We start from the raw sequence: 22,145 nt of genomic DNA on the forward strand, positions 1-22,145 counted from the left end.
GTCCCCGTGCCCAGACCGAATGGAATGAAGAGGAGATGAAGCCGAGATGAGTATCGATATCCTTGCCTATGGCGAACCGCTGATCGAGTTCAACCAGCAGCCCGACGATCCGTCGCGTTACCTGCAGGGCTTTGGCGGCGATACCTCCAATTTCTGCATTGCCGCCGCGCGCCAGGGCGCGACCACGGGCTACATCACCGCCGTAGGCGCCGACAGCTTCGGCGAGCGGTTGCTGGCGTTGTGGACGCGGGAACGTGTCGATACCCGACATGTGGTGGTCAATGCCTCTGCGCCCACCGGGGTCTATTTCGTCTCCCACGACAACCACGGCCATCGCTTCGACTATCTGCGCGAGCGTTCCGCGGCCAGCCGCTATCACCATGAGCAGTTGCCGCTGGCGACCATCGCGCAGGCGCGCTTTCTGCATCTCTCCGGTATCAGCCTGGCAATCAGCACCAGCGCCTGTGATGCAGGACTGGCGGCGATGGAACATGCGCGCAAGGCCGGGGCGAAAGTATCGCTCGACACGAATCTGCGATTGCGGCTCTGGTCGCTGGCCCGTGCGCGAGGCATCATGCGCGAGGCATTTTCCCTGACCGACATCTGCCTGCCGAGCTGGGACGACATCACGATCCTGACCGGGCTCGATGACCGCGATGCGATCGTCGACTATCTGCTGGATTGCGGTGTGGAACTGGTTGCGCTGAAGCTCGGAGAGGAAGGCAGTTACATTGCCACGCAGGAATCTCGCGCGCTGGTGGCGCCGTTCCCCGTGCGTCCGGTCGATGCCACTGGCGCGGGCGACTGCTTCGGCGGCAGCTTCATCGCGCGGCTGGCTGCGGACGCTGATCCGTTCGATGCGGCACGCTATGCCAACATCGCCGCTGCGTTGTCGACCACGGGCTACGGGGCCGTGGCGCCCATCCCCCATGCCGAAACCGTGCGGGCCCGGCTGGAGCAGGGCGTCACCGTGATTGCCTGACGCATTCGGCAACAGCCTTGTCCCGTTTCACGACAATTCGGCCCCTCGCACCAACGCACCAATTTATCGAAGGACCGTCATGCCCATCCAAGCTTCCCCTCTGCTCGAACGCCTGACCAACGTGCCGGTGATTCCGGTGCTCGAATACCACTCTGTCGACGATGCGCTGCATATCAGCGAGGCCTTGGTGGCCGGAGGCCTGCCGCTGCTTGAGATCACGTTGCGCACACCTGTGGCATTACAAGCGATGGAAGCCGTCGCCAAGGCCCTGCCGCAAGCAGTCGTTGGCGCTGGAACTGTCCTGACGACTGACCAACTCCAGGCCGTGCGTGATGCTGGCGCGCAGTTCGCGGTGTCGCCCGGGCTGACGCAGAAGCTGGCCGATGGCGCTCAAGGTGCAGGTATTTCGCTGCTGCCGGGCGTGGCGACGGCGAGCGAGGCGATGTTCGCGCTCGAAGCGGGCTTTTCGTTCCTGAAGTTCTTCCCGGCGGAGGCAGCCGGGGGCGTGCAGATGCTGAAATCGCTGCACGGACCGTTCTCTCAGCTCAAGTTCTGCCCGACTGGAGGTATCGATCTGGCGAAAGCGCCCAATTATCTGGCCTTGCCCAACGTTGTGTGCGTAGGCGGTTCGTGGGTGGTGCCGAAGGATGCGATTGCGGCGAAGGATTGGGGGCGAATCCGCAAGCTGGCCGAAGAGGCGGCTCAGTTGCGGAAGGTCTGAGCCTGAGGGCAGTCGTCGATAGGATGCGGCACTGGCAAGCCGCAACAGGAAAAAGAAAAGGGGCGCACGAGCGCCCCTTTTTCATGCATCAGTTGGACTACCTGAGCGCTCAGCCGTCTTACTTGCGCTCGGCCGAATTCTCAAGCTTTTGACCGCCCTTCTGAATGTCCTGGCCAAGTCCCGCCATGGTATTGCAGCCTGCCAGCAATGTGGCGACCAGTACGCACCAGATCCATCCTTTCTTCACGAGGGGCTCCTTTCAGGGATAGTAATCAACGGGCACATTTTATCGCCGCGCCGATACTTGTCGATGCAGGATATGTGCCAAAGTGTAAGTCCATCAATACTGCAAATGATGTGATCCGCGCGTTGCGCCGTACCATCGTGCCGGTTAGACCAAATTGGTTGGACGAAGGAGTTGGCGAGCGCGTTCAGCCACGGCAGCGTGGGTCTGCACCAGCCATTGCGCGGGAAAGGGCTGCGCCAACAGATAGCCTTGCACGCCATCGCAACCCCAATCGCGTACGGCCTCGAGTTGAGCGCGAGTTTCCACACCCCGGGCATGGACTGCCACGCCCCGCGACCTGGCGAACACACATGCCGCGCGCAACAACGAGGCAGCATCGCGCGCCTGCGCCGAACTACCCAGATGCCGTGCATCGAGCATCACCATGTCGGGTGCGACCAATGCCAGCGCGTGCCGGCTGACCTGGTCATCCGTGAAATCGGAGAGGGAAATCTGGATGCCGCAGTCATGCAGTCGTGCGGCTTTCTGCGTGGCATCGGCAACTGCCCCGATGCACTGGACCGGCACCTCCACGCAGAGACGGTCCGGGGAGATACCGGATGTTTCCACAGCGCGCTGCAGCATGGTGATCGCATCGTCGGCCAGGAGCTGCGGGCTGGACGCCAGCAGCGTGAACTGGACCTTTGCCACATGTTTGGATTCCTGGATCAATTGCAGCAGTTGCTGCACCAGCCAGTGGCCGACCTCGCGCATCATGCCGAGCGCTTCGACGGCTGGCAGGAAGTCCTGCGGCGAAATACGCCCAAGCACTGGGTGATGCCAGCGTAAACGCACTGTATAGGCGGCAATCTCCGCTGTGTCGAATAGCGCACGAGGCTGCAACTGCAGGCTGAACTCGCCGCGTGAAACGGCCTCGGGCAGGGCCGCCAGCAGAGTCACCATGCGCGGGGTAACGGGCTGACTGGCATTGGCAATGCCACCACCGCCACGTCGGTTGATCTGTAGCATCGCATCGAACGCCTGCTGCAGATTGCGTTCGGTGGCGCTTTCCGGGCTATCGATGGCAGTGCCGATGCTGCACGAGAGGAATAATTCGAATCCGTCGACCGAGTAGGGGAGCCGCAGCGCCGTCGCAATGCTTTGGCTCAGTTCGGCCATCTCTTCAGTGGTTGCCGGCAGCAGGCAGGCGATGCCAAGGTCGGCCGGACTTAGCCAGTGCATCACGGCGGGCATGACGCCGACACCGGCTATGCGGGATTTGACCTCAGCCCGCAGCAGGCGGGTGCGCCGGCTGCCGATCGTTTCGCAGGCAAACTGAAAACGGTCCAGGCGGACGATCACGATCGCCAGCGGGTGTGCGGTTCCAATCTCGGCGCGATGCCCGGCAAGCGCTGCCAGAAAGGCGGCGGGTTGGGACTCGGACAGCGCAGGCTCGCGGTCGTGGTCGTCCCCCCAAGGCGCGTCTTTGGCTTCAGAGTCCATCGAATACGTTTGCTGGCAGCAAGTTCATGTTAGGCAATAGCCGCCGGCGATACCGCGACTGCGTTCCGTCCTGATGTTCTCTTGCCCGGCGCGCTCCGGTGGTGCGGCAGGGTCTATTGGGTGTGCGCGGCCGCACTACCTATGCACGGCTGGTCAGATAATACGGCAGGAACCTGCGAGATCGTAATTCGACGATGCTGGCACAGGCATATCGTCGCAGCGAAAGTTGATCTTGAGCAATATCGGGATTGCCCGGCTGTCGCGTATCTTGAACACGGCAGTGGCGAGCGATTAACACACTTGGTTTGGATCAAAAGAAAACGGACACCGAAGTGTCCGTTTTGATCGATCTATCGAAATGATCGGATCGGGTCAGGTATCGCCGATCAGTATTGCCGATCAGCCGGTGGTGTCGGGCTCGGGGCCGTCCTCCGCCGGTACGCGAGAGGCCAGCACCTTGTCGATGCGCTTGCCGTCCATATCGACAATCTCGAACTTCCAGTCCTCCCACTGCACGGCGTCGGTGGTTTGCGGCAGTCGACCCAGAAGCAGCAGGAGCATGCCTGACAGCGTGTGATAGCGCTCCTTGGCCTCTTCCGGCACCGCCCGCAGGCCGATGCGGTCCTTGAGCTCGGGAATCGGGATCAGTCCGTCCAGCAGCCATGATCCGTCGTCGCGCTGAACAGCCCATTCGTCGCCGGCCGCATCCGGCTTGAACTCGCCGGTGATCGCTTCCACGAGGTCCTGGAGCGTAACGAGGCCCAGCACTTCGCCGTACTCGTCGATCACGAAGGCAACCTGCCCGCCGGACGAGCGGAAGTTCTCGAGCAGTTCCATGCCGGTCACGCTTTCGGGCACAAACACCGCCGGCTGCAGCACGGCCGTCAGTTCGGCCTTTTCGCCGCGCAGACGCTTGGCCAGCATTTGGCGGGCGCTGACCACGCCGAGAATGTCGTGCATCCCGCCGCGTACCACCGGAAAGCGGGCGTGGTCCGATTCCTCGATGCGGCGCAGGTTCTCGTCCTCGCTCTCCTCGACGTCCAGATAGACCACATCGCCACGAGGCACCATCAGCGAAGCGAGTTGGCGGTCGTCGAGGCGGAACACGTTGCGCACCATCGTGTGCTCCTGCTGCTCGATGATGCCGGCCTCCGAGCCTTCTACCAGTAGCGCGTGGATTTCCTCCTCGGTAACTGCCGGACCGCGATTGGCTTTCACACCAAGCAGGCGCAGCACAAGGCGGGTGGAGCTCGACAGCAGCTTGACGAAAGGCGTGGAGGCAACGGCCAGGAACGAAATCGGGCGGGCGGCCATCCGGGCAATGGCTTCCGGCGCAAGCTGACCCAGCCGCTTGGGCACCAGTTCGCCCAGCACGATGGAGAAATAGGTCAGGCCCGCCACGACGATCGCCGTGGCAACGTATCCAGCCGTAGTGGCTGAAATACCAAATCCCTGAAGCCATACGCCAAGTGGCGCCGCCAGCGTGGATTCACCAACCACGCCGTTCAGCACGCCGATCGACGTAATGCCGATCTGGACCGTCGAGAGGAAGCGGGTAGGGTCCTCGCCCAGTTTCACGGCCGCCATGGCGCCCCGGTCGCCCTCGTCGATATGGCGCTGAAGGCGGGCCTTGCGAGCCGTCACAAGCGCGATTTCGGACATGGCGAACAGCCCGTTCACCAGAATGAGCGCCAAAAGTATGGCAATTTCCATCAGGGTGCGCGCCCTGTGCGCGCGGGAATTGAAAAGTCAGAGCATACCATCGGCATGTGACGGGATACTGCCTCGGTGGCGTAAGCATCACTGTCGTGGCGGCACAAGGGCAGATCATGCCGTCAGCGGCTGGATGTCACGCTCGATGATCGACCCGGCAGCCGCGCGCGCCAGCCGCAGTGCATACGCGGTCTGGAGGCCCGCCCAGAATTCCGCACTAGTGCCGAAATAGCGGGCCAGCCGCAGGGCGGTGTCTGGCGATATAGCTCGCTGACGCCGCACGATATCGTGAATTCGTTGCGGCGCCATATGCAAGGCCACCGCCAGTGCTTCTGCCGACAGTTCGTTTGGCGCCATGAACTCGGTTTCCAGGACCTCGCCAGGGTGTGCAGGCGGGATCGGCCGGCCGGTGGCAATGCTGCGAAAATCCGAGCGCCGCAAGTCTTCGCGCTTGATTGTCATGCGCGCTCCTCATTCCTCGTATTCGGCGATGCCGACGTCCCACGCTTCGCCGTTGATGAAGCGAAAGCAGAGATGCCACGGACCTTGAATGCGCACGCGCCAGTGTCCACGGCGCTTGCCGAGAACGGGTTCCAGCCGGTTTGCGGGTGGAGCGACCATATCGGGAAGAGACGACGCAGCGTCAAGGATCGCGAGCTTGCGCAGCGCGTCGGCCTGAATGTGAGCGGGCAGTGTGTGAACGGACTGGCCGCAATAGATGGCGGCCGTTGTCTTGTCGGAGAGCGAGCGGATCATGATGGTTGGCGGTACGGTCAGTCATTGGTTCCGGGATGGAGCCATCGTACGAATCGCGCACCATTACCAATATGGGATGAATCTGAAACCCCGGATTCCCGAGGTTCTGAATCGTGGATGCGAAAACGCCCACCGGTACCGGTGGGCGTTCCGAGGCCGCCGCTATCCCGTTTCGCTCAACCTGCCAGCGCACGGCCTACGACGAGCGGGTCGACCAGGCCGACATGCTCCGGGCTGCGATTTGTATAGGCAAAGCGATGGAGCACGACGCGCATCGCGTTCAGGCGCGCCCGTTTTTTGCAGTCCGAACGGATCACGGTCCAGGGGGCGTCAGCGGTGTCCGTACGGGCGAACATCGCTTCCTTGGCCTGGGTGTAGTCTTCCCATTTGTCGAGCGAAGCAAGGTCGACCGGACTCAGTTTCCACTGCTTGAGCGGATGGACCTGACGCTCCTTGAAACGGCGCCGTTGTTCCTTCTGGCTCACGGAGAACCAGAATTTGAACAGATGGATGCCGCTGCGGACGATGTGCCGCTCGAACTCGGGTGCCTGATACAGGAAGTCGTGATACTCGGCATTGCTGCAGAAGCCCATCACGTGCTCGACGCCTGCGCGGTTGTACCAGGAGCGATCGAACAGCACGATCTCGCCGGCTGCCGGCAAGTGCTGGATATAGCGCTGGAAATACCACTGCGAACGCTCGGTGTCAGTGGGCTTTTCGAGCGCCACTACGCGCGCACCGCGTGGGTTCAGATGCTCCATGAACCGTTTGATCGCGCCGCCTTTGCCGGCCGCGTCGCGTCCCTCGAACACGATCACCACGCGCTGCCCCGTTTCGCGCACCCACGCCTGAAGCTTCAGCAACTCCACCTGCAGGAGGTACTTCTGCTTTTCGTAGTTGCGGCGCGACATCAGGTTCTGATACGGATACGTGCCTTGGCGCCAGGTGGCTGACAGTTCGTCGTCAGGATGGCGCTTCTTGCCGGCAGGCCACGTCGAGGGCTCGCCCTCGAGGATCAGGCGGCGCAGTTCGGCGGCCTCGTCGGGCGACAGCCCGTCCATGACCGTGCGGACGGTGGCAAGGACAGTATCCGGGTCCTTGCCGGCGACATCGGCCAGCATGTCACGCAAGCCACTGGCCACGAGCACCCTGGCGGCTTCTGCGCCATCGCGCACAGCGTGGAGTTCGGCCGAACGCGCCGAGTTGGTGGGAAGAACGTCCCCCTTGCTGACCGGACGCTCGTCGGCAATGGAGCCTGCAAGCGGTTGTGCGGCGTCGACGGCCTGAAGCCCGTCGTTGGCCGCCGCGTTTTTCTTGCCGATGGCCATGTTAGTTTCCGGCGGTCTTGCGAAGAATCACGTACAACTGATCCTTCAAGCGCAGCTTCTCTTTCTTCAGGTTTTCAATGGCTTCATGGGTTCCGACGACGATGCCGCTTTCCATGTTCTTGATCTGATGATCGAGATCGTTGTGGAGGTTGAACAGACGGGAAAAGTGGGCGTCTTCAGTCTTGAGGCGGGAGATTTCTTCGCGGTATTCCGGGAACATGTTGTGTCCTGTTAAGCGGGGGTGAGGGCGAGAGACTGTGCCGATTGATTACATTTTGTGTAGTTGGCGGCAGCTTGGAATTGACGTGGGTCATGCTTATTGCGGCGCTCACGAAGAATCAGACATTTCCTTGTGAGGACAACGAAGCCCGCGGTGGGCTGACCTCGGAACGCCTCGCTATCACTGTCGATCGTCAATAGTCCGCGCGCTCATGGCAGCAATAGCGGCGTTTGCATGGCGGATGACTGAATTACAACGATTACCTTTGAGGTAGTCGCCCGGGTATGGCCGGCGTGCTGTAATGCCTCCCATGGATACGCTCACTCCCGGCTCTGAAGCCGCCCTCGATTTCCCCGGCCTGCTGCGCTACTGGCGCGGAAAGCGCGGCTATAGCCAGCTTGCCCTGTCGTTGGCGGCCGGTGTGTCGCAGCGCCATATCAGCTTCCTCGAGTCAGGCCGCGCCCGGCCCAGTCGTGAGATGGTGCTGGCGCTCGCAGAACGCCTGGGCGTGCCCTTGCGGCAGCGCAACCGGCTGCTGCTGGCCAGCGGCTACGCCCCGGCCTATAGCGAGCACGCGCTGGCCTCGCCTCCGATGCAGATGGTGCGGCACGCCATCGCGCTGATCCTGGCGAAACAGGAACCGTATCCCGCCGTGGTGCTCGACCGGTTCTGGCACCTGGTCGATGCCAATCAAGCCTACCGGCGCATGCTCGACAAGCTGCTGCAGGGCCGCAAGCCAGCCACGCTGGACGATGCGGGGGGGCGACTGAACCTGATGCTGGCGGTGTTCGATCCCAACGGTCTCTGGCCTGTGATCGAGAACGCGCGGCAGGTGGGCCGCTATTTGCTACGGCGCGTCTGGCAGGAACTGCAGGTACAGGCGCAGGACCAGACCGCGCGCGAGATCCTGCGGCGGATCGCCGAATGGCATCCGGACATGGTCGGGCCAGGAGGCGTCCTGCTTGTCGAGGACGATCCGGCCGAAGGCACGCCGCCGCCCGTGCTGCCGGTGGCGCTTCATGCCGGGCGATTCCGTGCATCGCTGTTCTCCACGCTGACCACGCTGGGTATTCCCCAGGATGTCACCCTGCAGGAACTGCGCATCGAATGCTTCTATCCCGCTGACGACGCCACAAAGGCGGTATTCGAAGCGCTTGCCGAGATGCCGGCAAATCCATTGGCAGCATCGACGCATCGCTGAACAGCTAAAAAAGCACAGTCGTGCTAAGATCGTCGCGCCGCTGCGAGGTCTCTCGCGGCGGCATCGTTACGTCTTCAGGGCGGGGTGCAATTCCCCACCGGCGGTATGTGGCCGGCGCCATTGGCGCATTGTCACGAGCCCGCGAGCGCCCACGCTCTCCGCGTGGGGTCAGCAGATCTGGTGAGAAGCCAGGGCCGACGGTTAAAGTCCGGATGAAAGAAGATGGGCGGAATTCGCATGACCCCATGCGCGCGCGATGTCGTCCACTGCGTGCCGTCGGGGTGTCTTTGCCGTTCTCGCTGATCATCCCCTGAAACGCCCATCCATGGAAATCCACGCACGGAGCGTTTCAATGCTGACCCTTACCAAATCCACCAGCTTTCCCGATTCCCCCGCCACGCTGGCGCCATCCGATGCCGACACGCGTCCACTGGCCGAGCGCATCGTGCAGGCCCTCGATGCGATGCGGGATGGCCGTCCGGTCGTACTGCTCGACGATGACGACCGCGAGAATGAGGCCGACCTGATTCTTGCGGCGGAGCGGCTGACGAACTCGAACATGGCCATGATGATCCGCGAATGCAGCGGCATCGTCTGCCTGTGCCTCACGCCGGAGAAGGTGCGGCAACTCGGCCTGCGGCCGATGGTCGAGAACAATCGCAGCCAGTACGGCACTGCGTTCACGGTATCGATCGAGGCGCGTGAAGGCGTGACCACCGGCGTCAGCGCGGCGGACCGGATCACGACCATTCGTGCCGCCATCGCCGATGAGGCAGGTATAGACGCCGTGGTGAGCCCCGGACACGTGTTTCCGCTGGTGGCAGTGGAGGGGGGCGTGCTGGCGCGTCGCGGGCATACCGAGGGCTCGGTCGAGCTCGCGCGTATGGCGGGCCTGTCGCCGGCCGCGGTGTTGTGCGAGCTGATGAATCCCGATGGCACGATGGCACGCCGGCCCGAAGCGCTGGCGTTTGCCGAGATGTACCAGCTGCCGGTACTGACGATCGCCGATCTGGTGGCGTGGCGGGAAATTAACGGCTGATCAGCCGCAAACTAATGACGCGGCGCTGGTCCCAAAACGATGCAGATCGATCAAGATCATCGTCGCGCGCGAATGCTGTGCGAAAATGCGGGGGACTTTTTCCCGTCCTTACGAGGGTTCCCCAATGTTCTCCCGCTTTATTTCACGCGCGGCGCTGCTCGCCGGCGCGTGCCTTTGTCTTGCCACGCCGCTTGCCTATGCGGAATCGGACGGCATGGTTCCAATGACCCAGCTGATGCCGAATCCTGCGGTGCGTCCGGTGGCAGCCGGGGCTCTGTATCAATGCCAGGGCCCGAATGGTGGCACCGTGTTTCGCGCTTCGCCGCGTGAAGGGTGCACGCTGGTGGCCTCGCCCGATCCGGCCGCACCAGACCCGCAACGCTGGATGCCGCTGATGGGCGCCAGTGGCATGGTTTCCTATCTCGATCAGACAGCCATCCGCCGGCGCGGCACCGAAGTGGGCGTGGTACTGGTGCATAACGCACCGGCCGGTGTCATCAAGACCGCCAGTGGCGACACGATCCGTTCATCGCTCAAGCGCATGGTGCTTAACTGCGCGACGTCGATGTATGCCGTGATCGAGCAGACCCTCTACAACAAGCGCTACGCGCGCGGCGAATCGCTCTATACGATTCGCGGGCCTCAGGCCGGGATGCCCCAGCCGGCAGCGCCCGGCACGCTGGCCGGTGAACTAATCGGCCGTCTCTGCCACTGAGCATTCGCACGGCGTATTCGCCTACCCGGCCGACCGCGGGAGTGCTAACCGGCACTCCGCGTCGGCCGGTGGCCTATCAGGCGTCAGTCCTGGACTTGACGCGCCTTCCAGGTGCCATTCGACTGCTTGCAGAACCAGCCTGACCAGGCCTCGGTGGCGCTTCCGCGCTTCAGTTCCGATTTCAGCCGGCGGCAGGATTGGCCCTTGTCCGTCTTGGTGGCGATCGGGCTGACCGTGCCATCCACGGCCTGACGACGACCCTCGCCGGGGTAATGCCATTCCACGACCTGGTTGTCTTCCGTGTCGTTGAGTGCCTTGCGCACGGTTTGCTGGAGTGAGGCAACTTCCTTCTTGTTCAACGTGCCCACGATGCTGCCGGACAGGTAATTGTCGAAGTAGGCCAGGGCCGGCTGGCTGGCGCCAAGCAGCAGGGCGCAACCTGCCGTGGCTGCAATGGCAAGGCGGAAATGACGCCGGAAGGACATGACGGTTCCTTGTGAAGTGACATTGTCGATGGGCCGATTGTAAGCGCGTGGTGACGGATTGCGTGCAAAGGAAGGGCGTCCGCGGCACATTCGTCGATGCGGCCGTTAACGCCCGGGGCCACCTTGTCAAACCATGACCTATGCTTGACTTCAACCCGCAAACGCTTGTCCGGAGCGGCTTTCAGCCCACAGGTGTGACATTTTGTTGCAAACGTTGCGACACCGAAACGTGACTTTTAAGGCTCGAATTGTTAAGGTTTCGCATCGCAATGCAACAAAGCCATCAAACCTGTCCTGCGGTGGGCCTATCTGGCACTGGCACGGATATGCCGACGCGGGTGTCGTTGCGCAGCACCCTGGCTCATCTCTTGCTGCTTCCGCATGTTGAAGATTCACGATCCGGCCACATGATCGGGTCGCTGCTTCCGTTAACCCACTCCCGGGCCTTCATGACCGCCATTACACCTTCGATTCGCCACGACCAGATTCCGAACGCCGCGCCTGCGCGGCGCTTATCGGCGAGGATGTCCGGTCTTGGGCGGTGGATTGGTGGTGGTCTGCTGGCGGCGATGGTGGTGACTGCCCACGCGTTCGACTTCGAGACCGTGGCGGCACGCGCGCGCCAGTTGTCGGCGTCGCCGTACAAGCCGGTGAAACACGACTTGCCGCGCGAACTGAAGGACCTTCCCTACGAGCGTTATCGCGAGATCGAGTACAAGCCCGAGCGCTTCGCGTGGCGCGGCCAGCGGTTGCCGTTCGAGGTGTCGTTCTTCCACGAGGGCATGGTGTTCGACCAGCCGGTGAAGATCAACGAGGTGGTCGGCAATAGCGTGCGCGAATTCCGATTCGATCCTTCCGCGTTCAACTATGGCTCTCATCGGGTGGATCCGGCCAAGCTCAAGGGCCTTGGGTTTGCCGGTTTCAAGCTGCTTTACCCGCTGAACCAGGGCAAGCGCAAGGATGAGCTGGCGTCGTTCCTGGGCGCAAGTTACTTCCGCGCGCTGGGCAAAGACCAGTGGTATGGCCTGTCGGCCCGCGGCTTGGCGGTCGACACGGCCTTGAACTCGGGCGAGGAGTTTCCGCGCTTCGTCGAATACTGGATCGAGCGACCGGCGGCCAACGACAAGCAGCTGACCATTTACGCGCTGATGGACTCCCGTCGAGTGAGTGGCGCGTACCGCTTCGTCATCAAGCCCGGCAACGAGACCGTGATGGAAGTGAAGTCACGTCTCTTTCTGCGTGAGAACGTGACCAAGCTGGGTCTGGCGCCGCTGACGAGCATGTATCTGTTTGGCGAGAACCAGCCGTCTCAAGACACCGACTACCGGCCCGAGGTGCATGACTCCGATGGCCTGTCGGTGCAGCTTGGTACCGGTGAATGGATCTGGCGTCCGCTGGTCAACCCCAAGCGACTGTTGGTGACATCGTTCGCCGCCACCAATCCGCAAGGGTATGGCCTGATGCAGCGCGATCGCAGCTTCGACAACTACCAGGAGATCGGAGCCTGGTACGAGCGCCGTCCGAGTGCCTGGGTGGAGCCGAAGGGTAACTGGGGTTCTGGCCGCGTGGAGCTGGTGCAGATTCCAACGCCCGACGAGACCAACGACAACATCGTCGCGTTCTGGGTGCCCGACAGCCCACCCAAGCCCAAGCAGGCATTCGATTACGAGTACCGCCTGAAGTGGCAGAAGGATGGCGAGAACCTGCCGCCGCTGTCATGGGTCACGCAAACGCGCCGCGGGCAGGGCCTTACGCGCAAGCAGGACGACACCAGCTTCTCGCTAATGGTGGATTTCGAAGGCCCGGCCTTCAAGAAACTGCCTGAAGACGCGAGACTGGATGCAGTGATTTCGGCGGACGCTAATGGCGAACTGCTCAAGACAACAGTCCAGCGCAATGAGGCCACGGGTGGCTGGCGCATGACGATGTTCATGCGGCGCAAGGACGAGAACAAGCCGGTTGAGTTGCGCGGCTATCTTCGCAACGGCAATACGACCCTATCCGAAACATGGAGCTACATCTTACCCCCAGGCTAAAGCAGTTACCGGCCCAGGCGGCGGCAGTATGCGAGCGCTATGTCGATCGTCTGCCGGCTTCGCCCGAGGTACGTAACGAACTGCTGGCCGATGCCCTGTCTCCGGCCGTGTCGAGCCTGCCGGCCGAGGGCATTGAAGTGCCGTCGGCGATGACGGAGTTGCAATTGCGCCTGGCTGGGCGCGACCCGAAGGAGAAGGACATCGCGGATCTGAATACGCGGACTACGGCCGGTGGTGCTGCATATGCCTCGGTGCCCCGACGCTTCGCGATGGCGTACGGCAATCCACAGGTCGATGGTGCTCCGTTGCTGCAGCGGCGGGACGATGGCACCGTGCGTGTGGACACCGGCCCGGAGCCGCAGCGCGCGTCCATGGTTCCGCGTCAGTGGCCACCGCATGTGATCTCCGGCTGGATTCGCAATAGCTGGCGCAAGATGCTGGGCCGGCCGCCGGTCCCCGAAACTTGGGATACGCTGCACGACGGCCCGGATGCCGAAGGCAAGTGGCATCCCGCAGGTTCGCATCGCCGCTGGTTCCTGCTGGCGCTGGTGGTCATCCAGACCGCGCTGGCCACGTATTTCATGGCGAAGGTACTGCCGTATCACGGCGCGGATCCGCTCGAAGTGGCGATCCTGGTGCTCTTCGCGGTGCTGTTCTCGTGGGTGTCGGCTGGTTTCTGGACGGCGATGATGGGCTTTCTGGTGCTGGCCAAGGGCGGCGACCGCCATCTGATATCGCGCAGTGCCGCGAGCGATGCGCCGATCGATCCCGCAGCCCGCACGGCCGTGATCATGCCGATTTGCAATGAAGACGTGACGCGCGTCTTTGCCGGTTTGCGCGCGACCTACGAATCTCTCGAGCGCACCGGCGAGCTGCAACATTTCGATTTCATTGTCCTGTCCGATAGCGGCAATCCCGATCTGCGCACGGCTGAACATGACGCGTGGATGGAAGTGTGCCGTGCCGTAGGCGGCTTCGGCCGCATCTTCTACCGCTGGCGTCGCCACCGCGTGAAGCGCAAGACCGGCAACGTGGCCGACTTCTGCCGCCGCTGGGGCAGCAAGTATCGCTACATGATCGTGCTCGACGCTGACAGCGTGATGAGTGGCGATTGCCTGGCCACGCTGACGCGGCTGATGGAGGCCAACCCGGGCGCGGGCATCATCCAGACCGCGCCGCTCGCGGTTGGCCGTGACACGCTTTACGCGCGAGTGCAGCAGTTCTCCACCCGCGTTTACGGCCCGCTATTTACGGCTGGTCTGCATTACTGGCAACTTGGTGAATCGCACTACTGGGGCCACAACGCAATCATTCGCATCAAGCCGTTCATGGAGCACTGCGGCCTGGCGCCGCTGCCGGGCAAGGGTCCGCTCTCTGGCGAGATTCTGTCCCACGACTTCGTCGAAGCAGCGGTCATGCGCCGTGCGGGTTGGGGCGTGTGGATCGCATACGACCTGCCGGGCTCGTTCGAGGAATTGCCGCCGAACCTGCTCGACGAGGTCAAGCGCGACCGCCGCTGGTGCCAGGGCAACCTGATGAACTTCCGGCTCTGGATGAAACAGGGCTTCCACGCGGTGCACCGCGCGGTGTTCCTGACCGGCATCATGGCCTATGTGTCGGCGCCACTCTGGTTCCTGTTCCTGCTGCTGTCCACGGCCGCGCTGGCCAAGCACGCGCTGGTGCCGCCCGAGTACTTCACCAAGCCGTACCAGATGTTCCCGACCTGGCCGGAGTGGCATCCGGAAAAGGCGCTCGCGCTGTTCTCGGCCACGGCTACGCTGCTGTTCCTGCCCAAGCTGGCCAGCGTGTTGTTGCTGCTCAAGGACGCCAAGCAGTATGGCGGTGTGATGCGGCTGTTCATTAGCATGTTGCTGGAGATGACGATGTCGGCCCTGCTGGCACCGACGCGCATGCTGTTCCACACCAAGTTCGTGATCGCAGCCTATAGCGGCTGGGGGATCTCGTGGAAGTCGCCACCGCGCGAGGACGCCGAAACCACCTGGGGCGAGGCATTCCGTCGCCACGGCTGGCATACGCTGCTGGGGCTGGTGTGGGGCGCGGGCGTCTACTGGATCAGCCCGGGCTTCATCTGGTGGCTGCTGCCAATCGTCGGGTCGCTCGCGCTGTCGATTCCGTTGTCCGTGATGCTGTCGCGGGTCTCACTGGGTCGAGCCGCGCGTCGCGCGGGCCTGTTCATGATTCCCGAGGAAACGGTCGTGCCGCGCGAAATCGTGGAGACGCAGCAGCACGTGGAGAATGCACAGGAGGTGCCGGGATTCGTTGATGCCGTGGTCGATCCGGTGACCAACGCGCTGATGTGCGCCACCGCTACCGCGCGCAAGATCCAGCCGGAGGCGGCACGGCTGCAACACGCGGCGCTCGTGCAGCACGCGCTGACGAACGGGCCGAAGTCGCTTTCGGCCGCGCAAAAGCATGTGTTGCTGGGCGATCCGTTCGCGCTGGCCAGGCTGCATGAGCTGGTTTGGGGTTCGCCACTGGCGGACAGCGCCTGGAAGGAAACGCGCGTGCTGATGCGCCGGGCCCCGAACGTGTTGCCATTGCGTCCACGTGCGGCCTGAGGGACGCATCGCTGGAAACAAGAACGGCAGGCTTTGAAGCCTGCCGTTTTTGTTTGTCCAGCATCCGGATGCGAAGGGGAGACCGGCCTCTTTCCAGCCATGCCGTGGCGCCATATTCGCCCGGGCTGCGACCTGACACTCCATGGCATCTTCGCGCGAAGCGACCACGGCAGCATCGGTTCTAGGATGGAACTCTGGCCGATGCCGAATCCGCCTGCATGTTGGCGTGTGGTACTTGTTTGAAACGGGTTATCGCAACGCGGCGGTGCAGATCGGGGCGTTGATATAGACGTCGCCGACCCGCCGCTCGCCGCGATCGTTGCGAGTCATGTAGCGGAACATCATGCTGATGCCGAGCTTGGTCAGGATCTCGACGTCGCGATTGGCGCAGATGTTGCGCTGTAGCGGTGCCGCGTAGTTGACCTCGAAGCTGGCGAGGTCGAGCATCGGGCCACGGTAGTTGGTCAGTTCCAGCTGAAACAGGATGTGCTTGCCTGGAACCGACTGACAGCGCCGCAGGCGAGTCTCTCCGTCGATCTCGATCGGCAGCGCATCGTTGAGCTGGCGGCAGGCGCGCGCCAGCACGCTGTCAGGGCGATTGGTATTGCGCAGTAGCTCCGGCACGCCGGCGGCGCCCGTGTTCTGGCCGGTGGCGGCACCCTTGAGCATTCTCGCCAGGGCGTCGGCTTCGTCCACCGCCACGGGCGCGGAAGACGGAGCCAGCGTCGCGGTCGGCCTGCCCGGCGCGGCCCATGCGGGCAACGGCGGCAGGGCTGCGATCGCAACCAGGCTCAGCGAGGCAATTAACGGCTTGTATCGTATGGTCATGCAGGATAACGGTGCCGGGGACGGTTCCCGTGATCCGTCTCCCGCGATGCGTCTGACTGCGTGGTCGGTGCAACATCCGAGCCGACAGGCAGGCATTGTACCCTCCACCCCGGCGCGCGTGAAAGCCAGTCCAACAATGTTCCGCACCGGTGGTGGGTTGCCGGCCGATCGATGCCAACATCCTTGCCTCCCCGACGCGTGGGCCGATGCGCATTTGCAGGCTGTGCAACAATTGCGCCTTGCGTTTCCGGAACCCTTTCATGACGTCGACCAAGGGCGTGCCATCGTCCTCCCGTTTTCCCCTCTGGCTTCTGATTTGCGCGTCGCTGACCGCCATCGCGCCGCTGTCCATCGATATGTACCTGCCGAGCTTTCCGACGTTGGCAGCGGATCTGCATACCGACATCGGACAGGTGCAGCTGACGCTCGGCACGTTTCTGGTTGGGCTGGCGATAGGGCAGGCGTTTTACGGCCCGATCAGCGATCGCTTCGGCCGCAAGCCGCCGCTGTACGTCGGACTCACGATCTATGGCGCGGCGGCCGCAGGCTGTGCGATGGCGTCGACCGTCGATTCGTTGATGCTCTGGCGGTTCCTGCAGGCGCTCGGTGGCTGTACCGGCCTGGTGGTCTCGCGCGCGGTGATTCGCGACCGGATGGAAGCCCATGAGTCGGCGCGGGCGTACTCCTCGCTGATGCTCGTGATGGGCCTCGCGCCGATCCTGGCGCCGCTGATTGGTGGCGCGGTGCTGGCGGCTTCCGGTTGGCGCGCGATCTTCTGGATTCACTGTGGCGCAGCGGTGCTGCTGCTGTGGTTCGTCCACGCGCGCATGGAGGAGTCGCTCGACGTGCAGCGCCGCCGGACACTGCATCCGGTTGCAGTGCTGCGTAGTTACTGGGAGTTGCTGCGCGATCGCGAATTTCTTGGCTATTCGCTGGCGGCGGGATGCGTGCAGGGCGGCATGTTCGCCTATATTGCGGGGTCGCCGTTTGTGCTGATCGAACTGCATGGCATCGATCCCTCCCACTACGGCTTTGTTTTCGGGGCGAATGCGTTTGGCCTGATCGGCATGTCGCAGGTCAATACCCGCCTGGTCCGCGCTCGCGCGCTTGACGATGTGTTGCGCGTGGCGCTGTTCGCGCCTTGCGTGGCAGGTCTCGTCCTGGCCGGCACAGCCCTGATCGGCTGGACAACGCTTCCGGTACTGCTGGTCTGCTTCTTCGTATTCCTGTCGGGCCTTGGCTGCATCACGCCGAACGCCTCGGCCTTGGCACTATCCCACCAGAGTCATCGCGCCGGCACGGCTTCGGCGCTGATGGGCACGTTGCAGTTCGGCTTTGGCACGCTGGCAGGCGCGGCGGTCAGCCTCTGGCACGATGGCACCGCGCTGCCGCTGGCCGTTGTCATGGCGGTCTGCGGCAGCGGCGCGGTCGTGCTGCGTCTCTACGGGCGGGCAGGTATGCGGCAGCGCTCCCAATCCGCAACCTGATCCCGCCGAGCTTGCCTGGCCCAATCAGGCTCAGGCCGCCTGGTTTGCCGGCGCGCCCGATGCCACCGATACGGCCGGCGCGTTCTGCATCACCACGACCTGGGCCGGCATCGGCGCCTGGAAGCCCGCCTGGCCGAAGCTGTCGCGAATCGTGCGGTTGGTATCGAAATAGACCTGCCAGTAGTGATCGGTATGGCAGTAGGGGCGGACGGCCAGGACCGGGCCAACCAGTGTGAATTCCAGGATCTCGACATCGACGGGCGGTTCGGTCAGCACGTTCGGAATGGCCGCGATCTTTTCCTTGAGCAAAGCCGTGGCGGCTGCCACGTCAGTCGACCCGGCAAGTTGCGCCTTCAAATCGACCCGGCGGAACGCATTGGCCGAGAAATTCTGGATCGTGTCACTGAAGATCTTGTTGTTGCCGACGACCGTCATGACGTTGTCAGGTGTGTCGAGCGTGGTGGAGAACAGGCCGATCTCGCGCACCGTGCCGGTGACACCACCGACCGATACAAAATCTCCGACCTTGAACGGACGCAGGACCACCAGGAACGCGCCGGCCGCGAAGTTCGACATCAGGCCAGACCAGGCCATACCGATAGCAACACCGGCTGCGGCGATCAGTGCCGCGAACGTCGTAGTCTGGATGCCGAAGTAGCCGAGGATGCCGATGACCAGCACGACATTCAGCGTGACGGTAACGATCGAGCCAACGTAGCGCAGCAGCGTCGGGTCTACCTTTTGCCTGGCCAGCGAATTCTGGACCATGCGCACCACGAAATGAATCAGCCAGCGGCCGACCACCCAGAAGGCGAGGGCGGCAAGGATCTTGACGCCGAAAACAGTGGCATAGCCATAAATCACATCGCGGATGCTTTGCAACGAAGAAGTATCCATAGGGGCACGCTCCAATTCTTTATGGAAAAGTGAAAATCAGGCACTGCAGAATCTGCGCAAATCGGTGTGGATGGTGCCAGGGCTGCAAGACACGCCTGTGTCGGCGTTGCTTCGGGAGCCCAAGGGCATTATTGGGCGCGTCGAGATCAAAGTTCAAGTTAATCTTTGTGAACACAAAGTAAAACGGCCGGATGATTCCGGCCGTTTTATTTGGGGCGATTCGAGACTGCAAGCGTTTCGATTACCAGCTCGTTTCACGCTCCGGTGTGGCGGAGATGCGGTGCAGCGTCAGGTCGGCGCCGTTGTACTCCTCCTCGGCATCCAGGCGAATGCCGACGACCTTCTTCAGCGTGCCGTAGACCACGGTGCCGCCCACCAGGGCAATCACGATCCCCATGGTCGTGCCGATGAACTGGGCCACGATCGAGACGCCGCCAATGCCGCCAAGCGCGTGGCTGCCGAAGATGCCTGCGGCGATGCCGCCCCAGGCGCCGCACAGGCCGTGCAGGGGCCAGACACCAAGCACGTCGTCGATGTGCCACTTGTTCTGCGCCAGCGTAAACAGATGAACGAACAGCACGCCAGCAACCGCACCGGTAATCAGCGCGCCCAGCGGATGCATCAGGTCCGAGCCCGCGCAAACGGCGACCAGGCCTGCCAGGGGACCGTTATACGCAAAGCCGGGATCGTTGCGGCCGGCCCACCACGCGGCCAGCGTGCCACCCGCCATTGCCATCAGCGAGTTGATGGCGACAAGGCCGCTGATCTTGTCGACGGTCTGCGCGCTCATCACATTGAAGCCGAACCAGCCCACCGCCAGTACCCAGGCGCCCAGCGCGAGGAACGGAATATTCGAGGGCGGGTGCGCGCTGATGCGGCCATCCTTCTGATAGCGGCCGCGGCGCGCGCCCAGCAGCAGCACCGCCGGCAGCGCGATCCAGCCGCCGACAGCGTGGACCACCACCGAGCCGGCGAAATCATGGAACGGCGCACCGGTCACGGAGGCGATCCAGTCCTGGATGCCGAATCGGTTGTTCCACGCGATGCCTTCGAAGAAGGGGTAGACGAAACCGACCAGCACGAATGTAGCTGCCAGTTGCGGGTTAAATCGCGAGCGCTCGGCAATACCGCCCGAGATAATCGCCGGGATGGCCGCCGCAAATGTGGCCAGAAAGAAGAACTTCACCAGCTCATAGCCGCTTTTTTGCGCCAGTACATCTGCCCCGGACATGAATTGCACGCCGTAGGCGACCGTATAACCGATAAAAAAGTATGAAATCGTCGAGACCGCGAAATCGACCAGGATCTTGACCAGGGCATTGACCTGATTTTTCTTGCGGACGGTGCCAAGCTCCAGGAATGCGAACCCCGCGTGCATGGCTAGCACCAGGATTGCGCCAAGCAGGATGAACATTGCATCCGTACCGGTTTTCAAGTTGTCCATCGTTGCCCCATGCTCAAAATGGGAGCATGGGTATGCAAAAGCCGTTCCAGATCTGGGCATGAACGCCGAAAAACCGCGCAAACTCAGTGCGCGTGGCACTTGGATGGCGTTTCGGGCCACTCTGAGTCGTGGCATGCCAACGCCCAAAAAGAGGGAATGAGGTGCAAATGCGCCGTGATGGCGCACGTTGTGTTGTCAAAGCAGACCCGAAACGGTGCATTGCACCTGAACTGGGCGCTGTTGAGTCTGCGGGGGATTGGTACCTGGTAAATGGGGGCGAGTGTTCCAGTGACGGGTACGGCAATTTCTCCGGGAATGTCAACGCGCGATATTCGGTATGCCGGACAGCCGCAAAAAGTGACGTTTCGATTCTCGGAATAGAGGGGGAGAACGCCCGCTAAGTCTTGCCACAGAACGATTTCCGGCAGTTTTCGTTGCATTGGTGCCACTGGGGATTGCCCAAGGCACAAAGGGCAGATTAGACTGCGCCGATCGGACTTCTGCCATGCGGTAAAAGTCCGGTGACGACGACCAACAAGGGAAATCAGCCATGAATAAAGGTGAACTGGTATCGGCCATCGCCGCGGAAGCAGAACTCAGCAACGCCGCCGCCGAGCGCGCGCTGAACGCTGCGCTGGACAGTATCAAGAAGGCAGTGGCCAAGGGCGACTCTGTCACTCTGGTGGGTTTTGGCAGCTTCAGCTCGGGCAAACGTGCTGCCCGCACCGGTCGTAATCCGCGCACCGGCGAAACGATCAAGATTCCTGCGGCCAAGACTGTGAAGTTTTCGGCAGGTCAGGGTTTCAAGGACGCTGTGAACAAGAAGAAGTAAGCACATCGCGTCTGAGAAGCAAAGAAAGCGGCCTGTGGGGCCGCTTTTCTTTTGTCGGAAGTTTCTTGCATGGCTGGGGTGGGCCGGACTCCCATTCACGCACGCGGCGAGTTACACTGCCGGCGCCTGAATGCCCGAATCTGGATTTCCTGCGATGAACGATTTGTCCCACCAGCTTTCCATGACCGTGCTGATGACGCCGGACATGGCCAATTTCTCCGGCAATGTCCACGGCGGCACGATCCTGAAATACCTCGATATGGTGGCCTACGCCTGCGCCAGCCGCTATGCCGGCCGCTACGTGGTTACGCTGTCGGTGGACCAGGTGATGTTCCGCCAGCCGATCCACGTGGGCGAACTCGTGACGTTCCTGGCTGCCGTCAACTTTACGGGCCGCAGCTCGATGGAGATCGGTATCAAGGTCGTGACCGAGAATATCCGCAGCAAGGTCGTGCGCCATACCAATAGCTGCTACTTCACAATGGTCGCCGTCGACGACAATGGTGCGCCGGCCGAGGTGCCGCCGCTGCAGCCGCGTGACGAAGTGGAGCGCCAGCGTTTTGAAGCCGCCAAGCAGAGACGCGCGCTGCGCCAGGAAATGGAACGTCGCCACGACGAAATCAAGGGCGCTACGCCCTGACCCCGACATGACCAGACTTCGTATCGGCATGGCCGCGGGCCTTGCCTTCGGTATGCTTGCCTGCGCGGCACAGGCTGAAGAAATCGGCAGTGTTTCCACCAATTTCCGCATGACGGGATCGGACAAGGTCGTTATCGAGGCTTACGACGATCCGCAAGTCGACGGGGTGACCTGCTACGTCTCGCGCGCCCGGACCGGCGGCATCAAGGGCACGTTCGGCATGGCCGAAGATCCGCCAGAGGCGTCGATCGCCTGCCGCCAGGTGGGGCCGATCACGTTCAAGGGTCCGATGAAGGCGCAGGAGGATGTGTTCTCCGAGCGCATGTCGATCCTGTTCAAGACGCTGCACGTGGTGCGCGCGGTGGACCGCAAGCGCAATACGCTGGTTTATCTGACGTATTCGGATCGGATCGTGTCCGGCAGCCCGCAGAACTCGGTCACTGCCGTGCCGGTGCCGGCGGGGACGCCGATTCCGGTGAAGTGATATTCAGACACCGAGGTTTTCCCCCCCCT

The 22,145-nt window shown here is 62.6% G+C and carries 22 protein-coding genes and 1 riboswitch; of the genes, 11 read left to right on the top strand and 11 right to left on the bottom strand.

The window, feature by feature from the left end:
- The first annotated feature begins 46 nt into the window (after positions 1-46).
- Both D769_RS26335 and D769_RS26340 read left to right on the top strand, forming a co-directional pair.
- On the top strand, positions 47-982 hold the full coding sequence (locus D769_RS26335) for a sugar kinase (protein WP_008651232.1): 936 nt from the start codon (positions 47-49) through the stop codon (positions 980-982).
- 79 nt (positions 983-1,061) lie between these two features.
- The gene (locus D769_RS26340; RefSeq protein WP_008651234.1) at positions 1,062-1,703 is read left to right on the top strand and encodes a bifunctional 4-hydroxy-2-oxoglutarate aldolase/2-dehydro-3-deoxy-phosphogluconate aldolase; all 642 of its coding nucleotides are present in this window, start codon (positions 1,062-1,064) and stop codon (positions 1,701-1,703) included.
- Between the two features lie 118 nt (positions 1,704-1,821).
- Here the strand turns inward: D769_RS26340 and D769_RS26345 are convergent, their stop codons facing one another.
- The 7 genes from D769_RS26345 to D769_RS26375 form a co-directional block, all read right to left on the bottom strand.
- Complete coding sequence (locus D769_RS26345) at positions 1,822-1,935, bottom strand: entericidin A/B family lipoprotein (protein WP_223277463.1); 114 nt, start codon at positions 1,933-1,935, stop codon at positions 1,822-1,824.
- A 159-nt stretch (positions 1,936-2,094) separates the two neighbouring features.
- Complete coding sequence (locus D769_RS26350; RefSeq protein ID WP_008651236.1) at positions 2,095-3,432, bottom strand: EAL domain-containing protein; 1,338 nt, start codon at positions 3,430-3,432, stop codon at positions 2,095-2,097.
- Between the two features lie 399 nt (positions 3,433-3,831).
- Complete coding sequence (locus D769_RS26355) at positions 3,832-5,145, bottom strand: hemolysin family protein (RefSeq protein ID WP_008651237.1); 1,314 nt, start codon at positions 5,143-5,145, stop codon at positions 3,832-3,834.
- Positions 5,146-5,259: 114 nt separating this feature from the next.
- Positions 5,260-5,607, bottom strand: a complete 348-nt coding sequence (locus D769_RS26360; RefSeq protein ID WP_008651238.1) for a HigA family addiction module antitoxin — start codon at positions 5,605-5,607, stop codon at positions 5,260-5,262.
- A 9-nt stretch (positions 5,608-5,616) separates the two neighbouring features.
- Positions 5,617-5,901 (bottom strand): type II toxin-antitoxin system RelE/ParE family toxin, encoded by a 285-nt coding sequence (locus D769_RS26365; RefSeq protein WP_008651239.1) that lies wholly within the window; start codon positions 5,899-5,901, stop codon positions 5,617-5,619.
- Between the two features lie 176 nt (positions 5,902-6,077).
- Entirely contained in the window at positions 6,078-7,229 is a 1,152-nt protein-coding gene (gene ppk2 / locus D769_RS26370; RefSeq protein ID WP_008651240.1) for a polyphosphate kinase 2, read from the bottom strand.
- Position 7,230: 1 nt separating this feature from the next.
- Positions 7,231-7,449: a YdcH family protein gene (locus D769_RS26375; protein ID WP_008651241.1), complete on the bottom strand. Its 219-nt coding sequence runs from the start codon at positions 7,447-7,449 to the stop codon at positions 7,231-7,233.
- A 310-nt stretch (positions 7,450-7,759) separates the two neighbouring features.
- On the opposite strand from D769_RS26375, the gene D769_RS26380 reads away from it, so the two are divergent.
- The 3 genes from D769_RS26380 (at position 7,760) to D769_RS26390 (ending at position 10,404) form a co-directional block, all read left to right on the top strand.
- The gene (locus D769_RS26380; RefSeq protein WP_008651242.1) at positions 7,760-8,650 is read left to right on the top strand and encodes a helix-turn-helix transcriptional regulator; all 891 of its coding nucleotides are present in this window, start codon (positions 7,760-7,762) and stop codon (positions 8,648-8,650) included.
- Between the two features lie 66 nt (positions 8,651-8,716).
- Positions 8,717-8,878, top strand: a riboswitch (FMN riboswitch).
- Positions 8,879-9,002: 124 nt separating this feature from the next.
- Positions 9,003-9,689, top strand: a complete 687-nt coding sequence (gene ribB, locus D769_RS26385) for a 3,4-dihydroxy-2-butanone-4-phosphate synthase (RefSeq protein WP_008651243.1) — start codon at positions 9,003-9,005, stop codon at positions 9,687-9,689.
- A 124-nt stretch (positions 9,690-9,813) separates the two neighbouring features.
- Positions 9,814-10,404 (top strand): surface-adhesin E family protein, encoded by a 591-nt coding sequence (locus D769_RS26390; RefSeq protein WP_008651247.1) that lies wholly within the window; start codon positions 9,814-9,816, stop codon positions 10,402-10,404.
- 83 nt (positions 10,405-10,487) lie between these two features.
- Here D769_RS26390 and D769_RS26395 read toward each other — a convergent pair whose 3' ends face one another.
- Positions 10,488-10,889 carry an RT0821/Lpp0805 family surface protein gene (locus D769_RS26395; RefSeq protein WP_008651248.1) on the bottom strand — a complete coding sequence of 134 codons (402 nt, stop codon included), beginning with the start codon at positions 10,887-10,889 and terminating at the stop codon, positions 10,488-10,490.
- 449 nt (positions 10,890-11,338) lie between these two features.
- Between D769_RS26395 and D769_RS26400 the strand changes: the two genes are divergently transcribed.
- Together D769_RS26400 and mdoH are read left to right on the top strand one after the other, a co-directional pair.
- Positions 11,339-12,925, top strand: a complete 1,587-nt coding sequence (locus tag D769_RS26400) for a glucan biosynthesis protein G (protein WP_040011278.1) — start codon at positions 11,339-11,341, stop codon at positions 12,923-12,925.
- Positions 12,898-15,504, top strand: coding sequence for a glucans biosynthesis glucosyltransferase MdoH (gene mdoH, locus D769_RS26405; RefSeq protein WP_008651250.1), 2,607 nt, complete (start codon positions 12,898-12,900; stop codon positions 15,502-15,504). The genes D769_RS26400 and mdoH overlap by 28 nt, the downstream gene beginning before the upstream one ends.
- Positions 15,505-15,753: 249 nt before the next feature.
- Here the strand turns inward: mdoH and D769_RS26410 are convergent, their stop codons facing one another.
- Positions 15,754-16,332, bottom strand: coding sequence for a hypothetical protein (locus D769_RS26410; RefSeq protein WP_008651259.1), 579 nt, complete (start codon positions 16,330-16,332; stop codon positions 15,754-15,756).
- Between the two features lie 260 nt (positions 16,333-16,592).
- On the opposite strand from D769_RS26410, the gene D769_RS26415 reads away from it, so the two are divergent.
- The gene (locus D769_RS26415) at positions 16,593-17,819 is read left to right on the top strand and encodes a Bcr/CflA family multidrug efflux MFS transporter (RefSeq protein ID WP_008651261.1); all 1,227 of its coding nucleotides are present in this window, start codon (positions 16,593-16,595) and stop codon (positions 17,817-17,819) included.
- 30 nt (positions 17,820-17,849) lie between these two features.
- Here D769_RS26415 and D769_RS26420 read toward each other — a convergent pair whose 3' ends face one another.
- Both D769_RS26420 and D769_RS26425 read right to left on the bottom strand, forming a co-directional pair.
- On the bottom strand, positions 17,850-18,716 hold the full coding sequence (locus D769_RS26420) for a mechanosensitive ion channel family protein (RefSeq protein WP_008651264.1): 867 nt from the start codon (positions 18,714-18,716) through the stop codon (positions 17,850-17,852).
- Between the two features lie 241 nt (positions 18,717-18,957).
- A complete protein-coding gene (locus tag D769_RS26425; protein ID WP_008651266.1) occupies positions 18,958-20,160 on the bottom strand; it encodes an ammonium transporter in 1,203 nt (400 codons plus the stop codon).
- A gap of 550 nt (positions 20,161-20,710) precedes the next feature.
- Here D769_RS26425 and D769_RS26430 point away from each other — a divergent pair.
- From D769_RS26430 to D769_RS26440, 3 genes are all read left to right on the top strand, one after another.
- Positions 20,711-20,992, top strand: coding sequence for an HU family DNA-binding protein (locus D769_RS26430; RefSeq protein ID WP_008651272.1), 282 nt, complete (start codon positions 20,711-20,713; stop codon positions 20,990-20,992).
- Between the two features lie 154 nt (positions 20,993-21,146).
- Positions 21,147-21,632 carry an acyl-CoA thioesterase gene (locus D769_RS26435; protein WP_008651273.1) on the top strand — a complete coding sequence of 162 codons (486 nt, stop codon included), beginning with the start codon at positions 21,147-21,149 and terminating at the stop codon, positions 21,630-21,632.
- Positions 21,633-21,660: 28 nt separating this feature from the next.
- Positions 21,661-22,116, top strand: a complete 456-nt coding sequence (locus D769_RS26440) for a CreA family protein (RefSeq protein WP_008651275.1) — start codon at positions 21,661-21,663, stop codon at positions 22,114-22,116.
- Positions 22,117-22,145 lie beyond the last annotated feature (29 nt).

Source organism: Cupriavidus sp. HMR-1 (assembly GCF_000319775.1).
In the GTDB taxonomy this organism is placed as follows: Bacteria; Pseudomonadota; Gammaproteobacteria; order Burkholderiales; family Burkholderiaceae; genus Cupriavidus; species Cupriavidus metallidurans.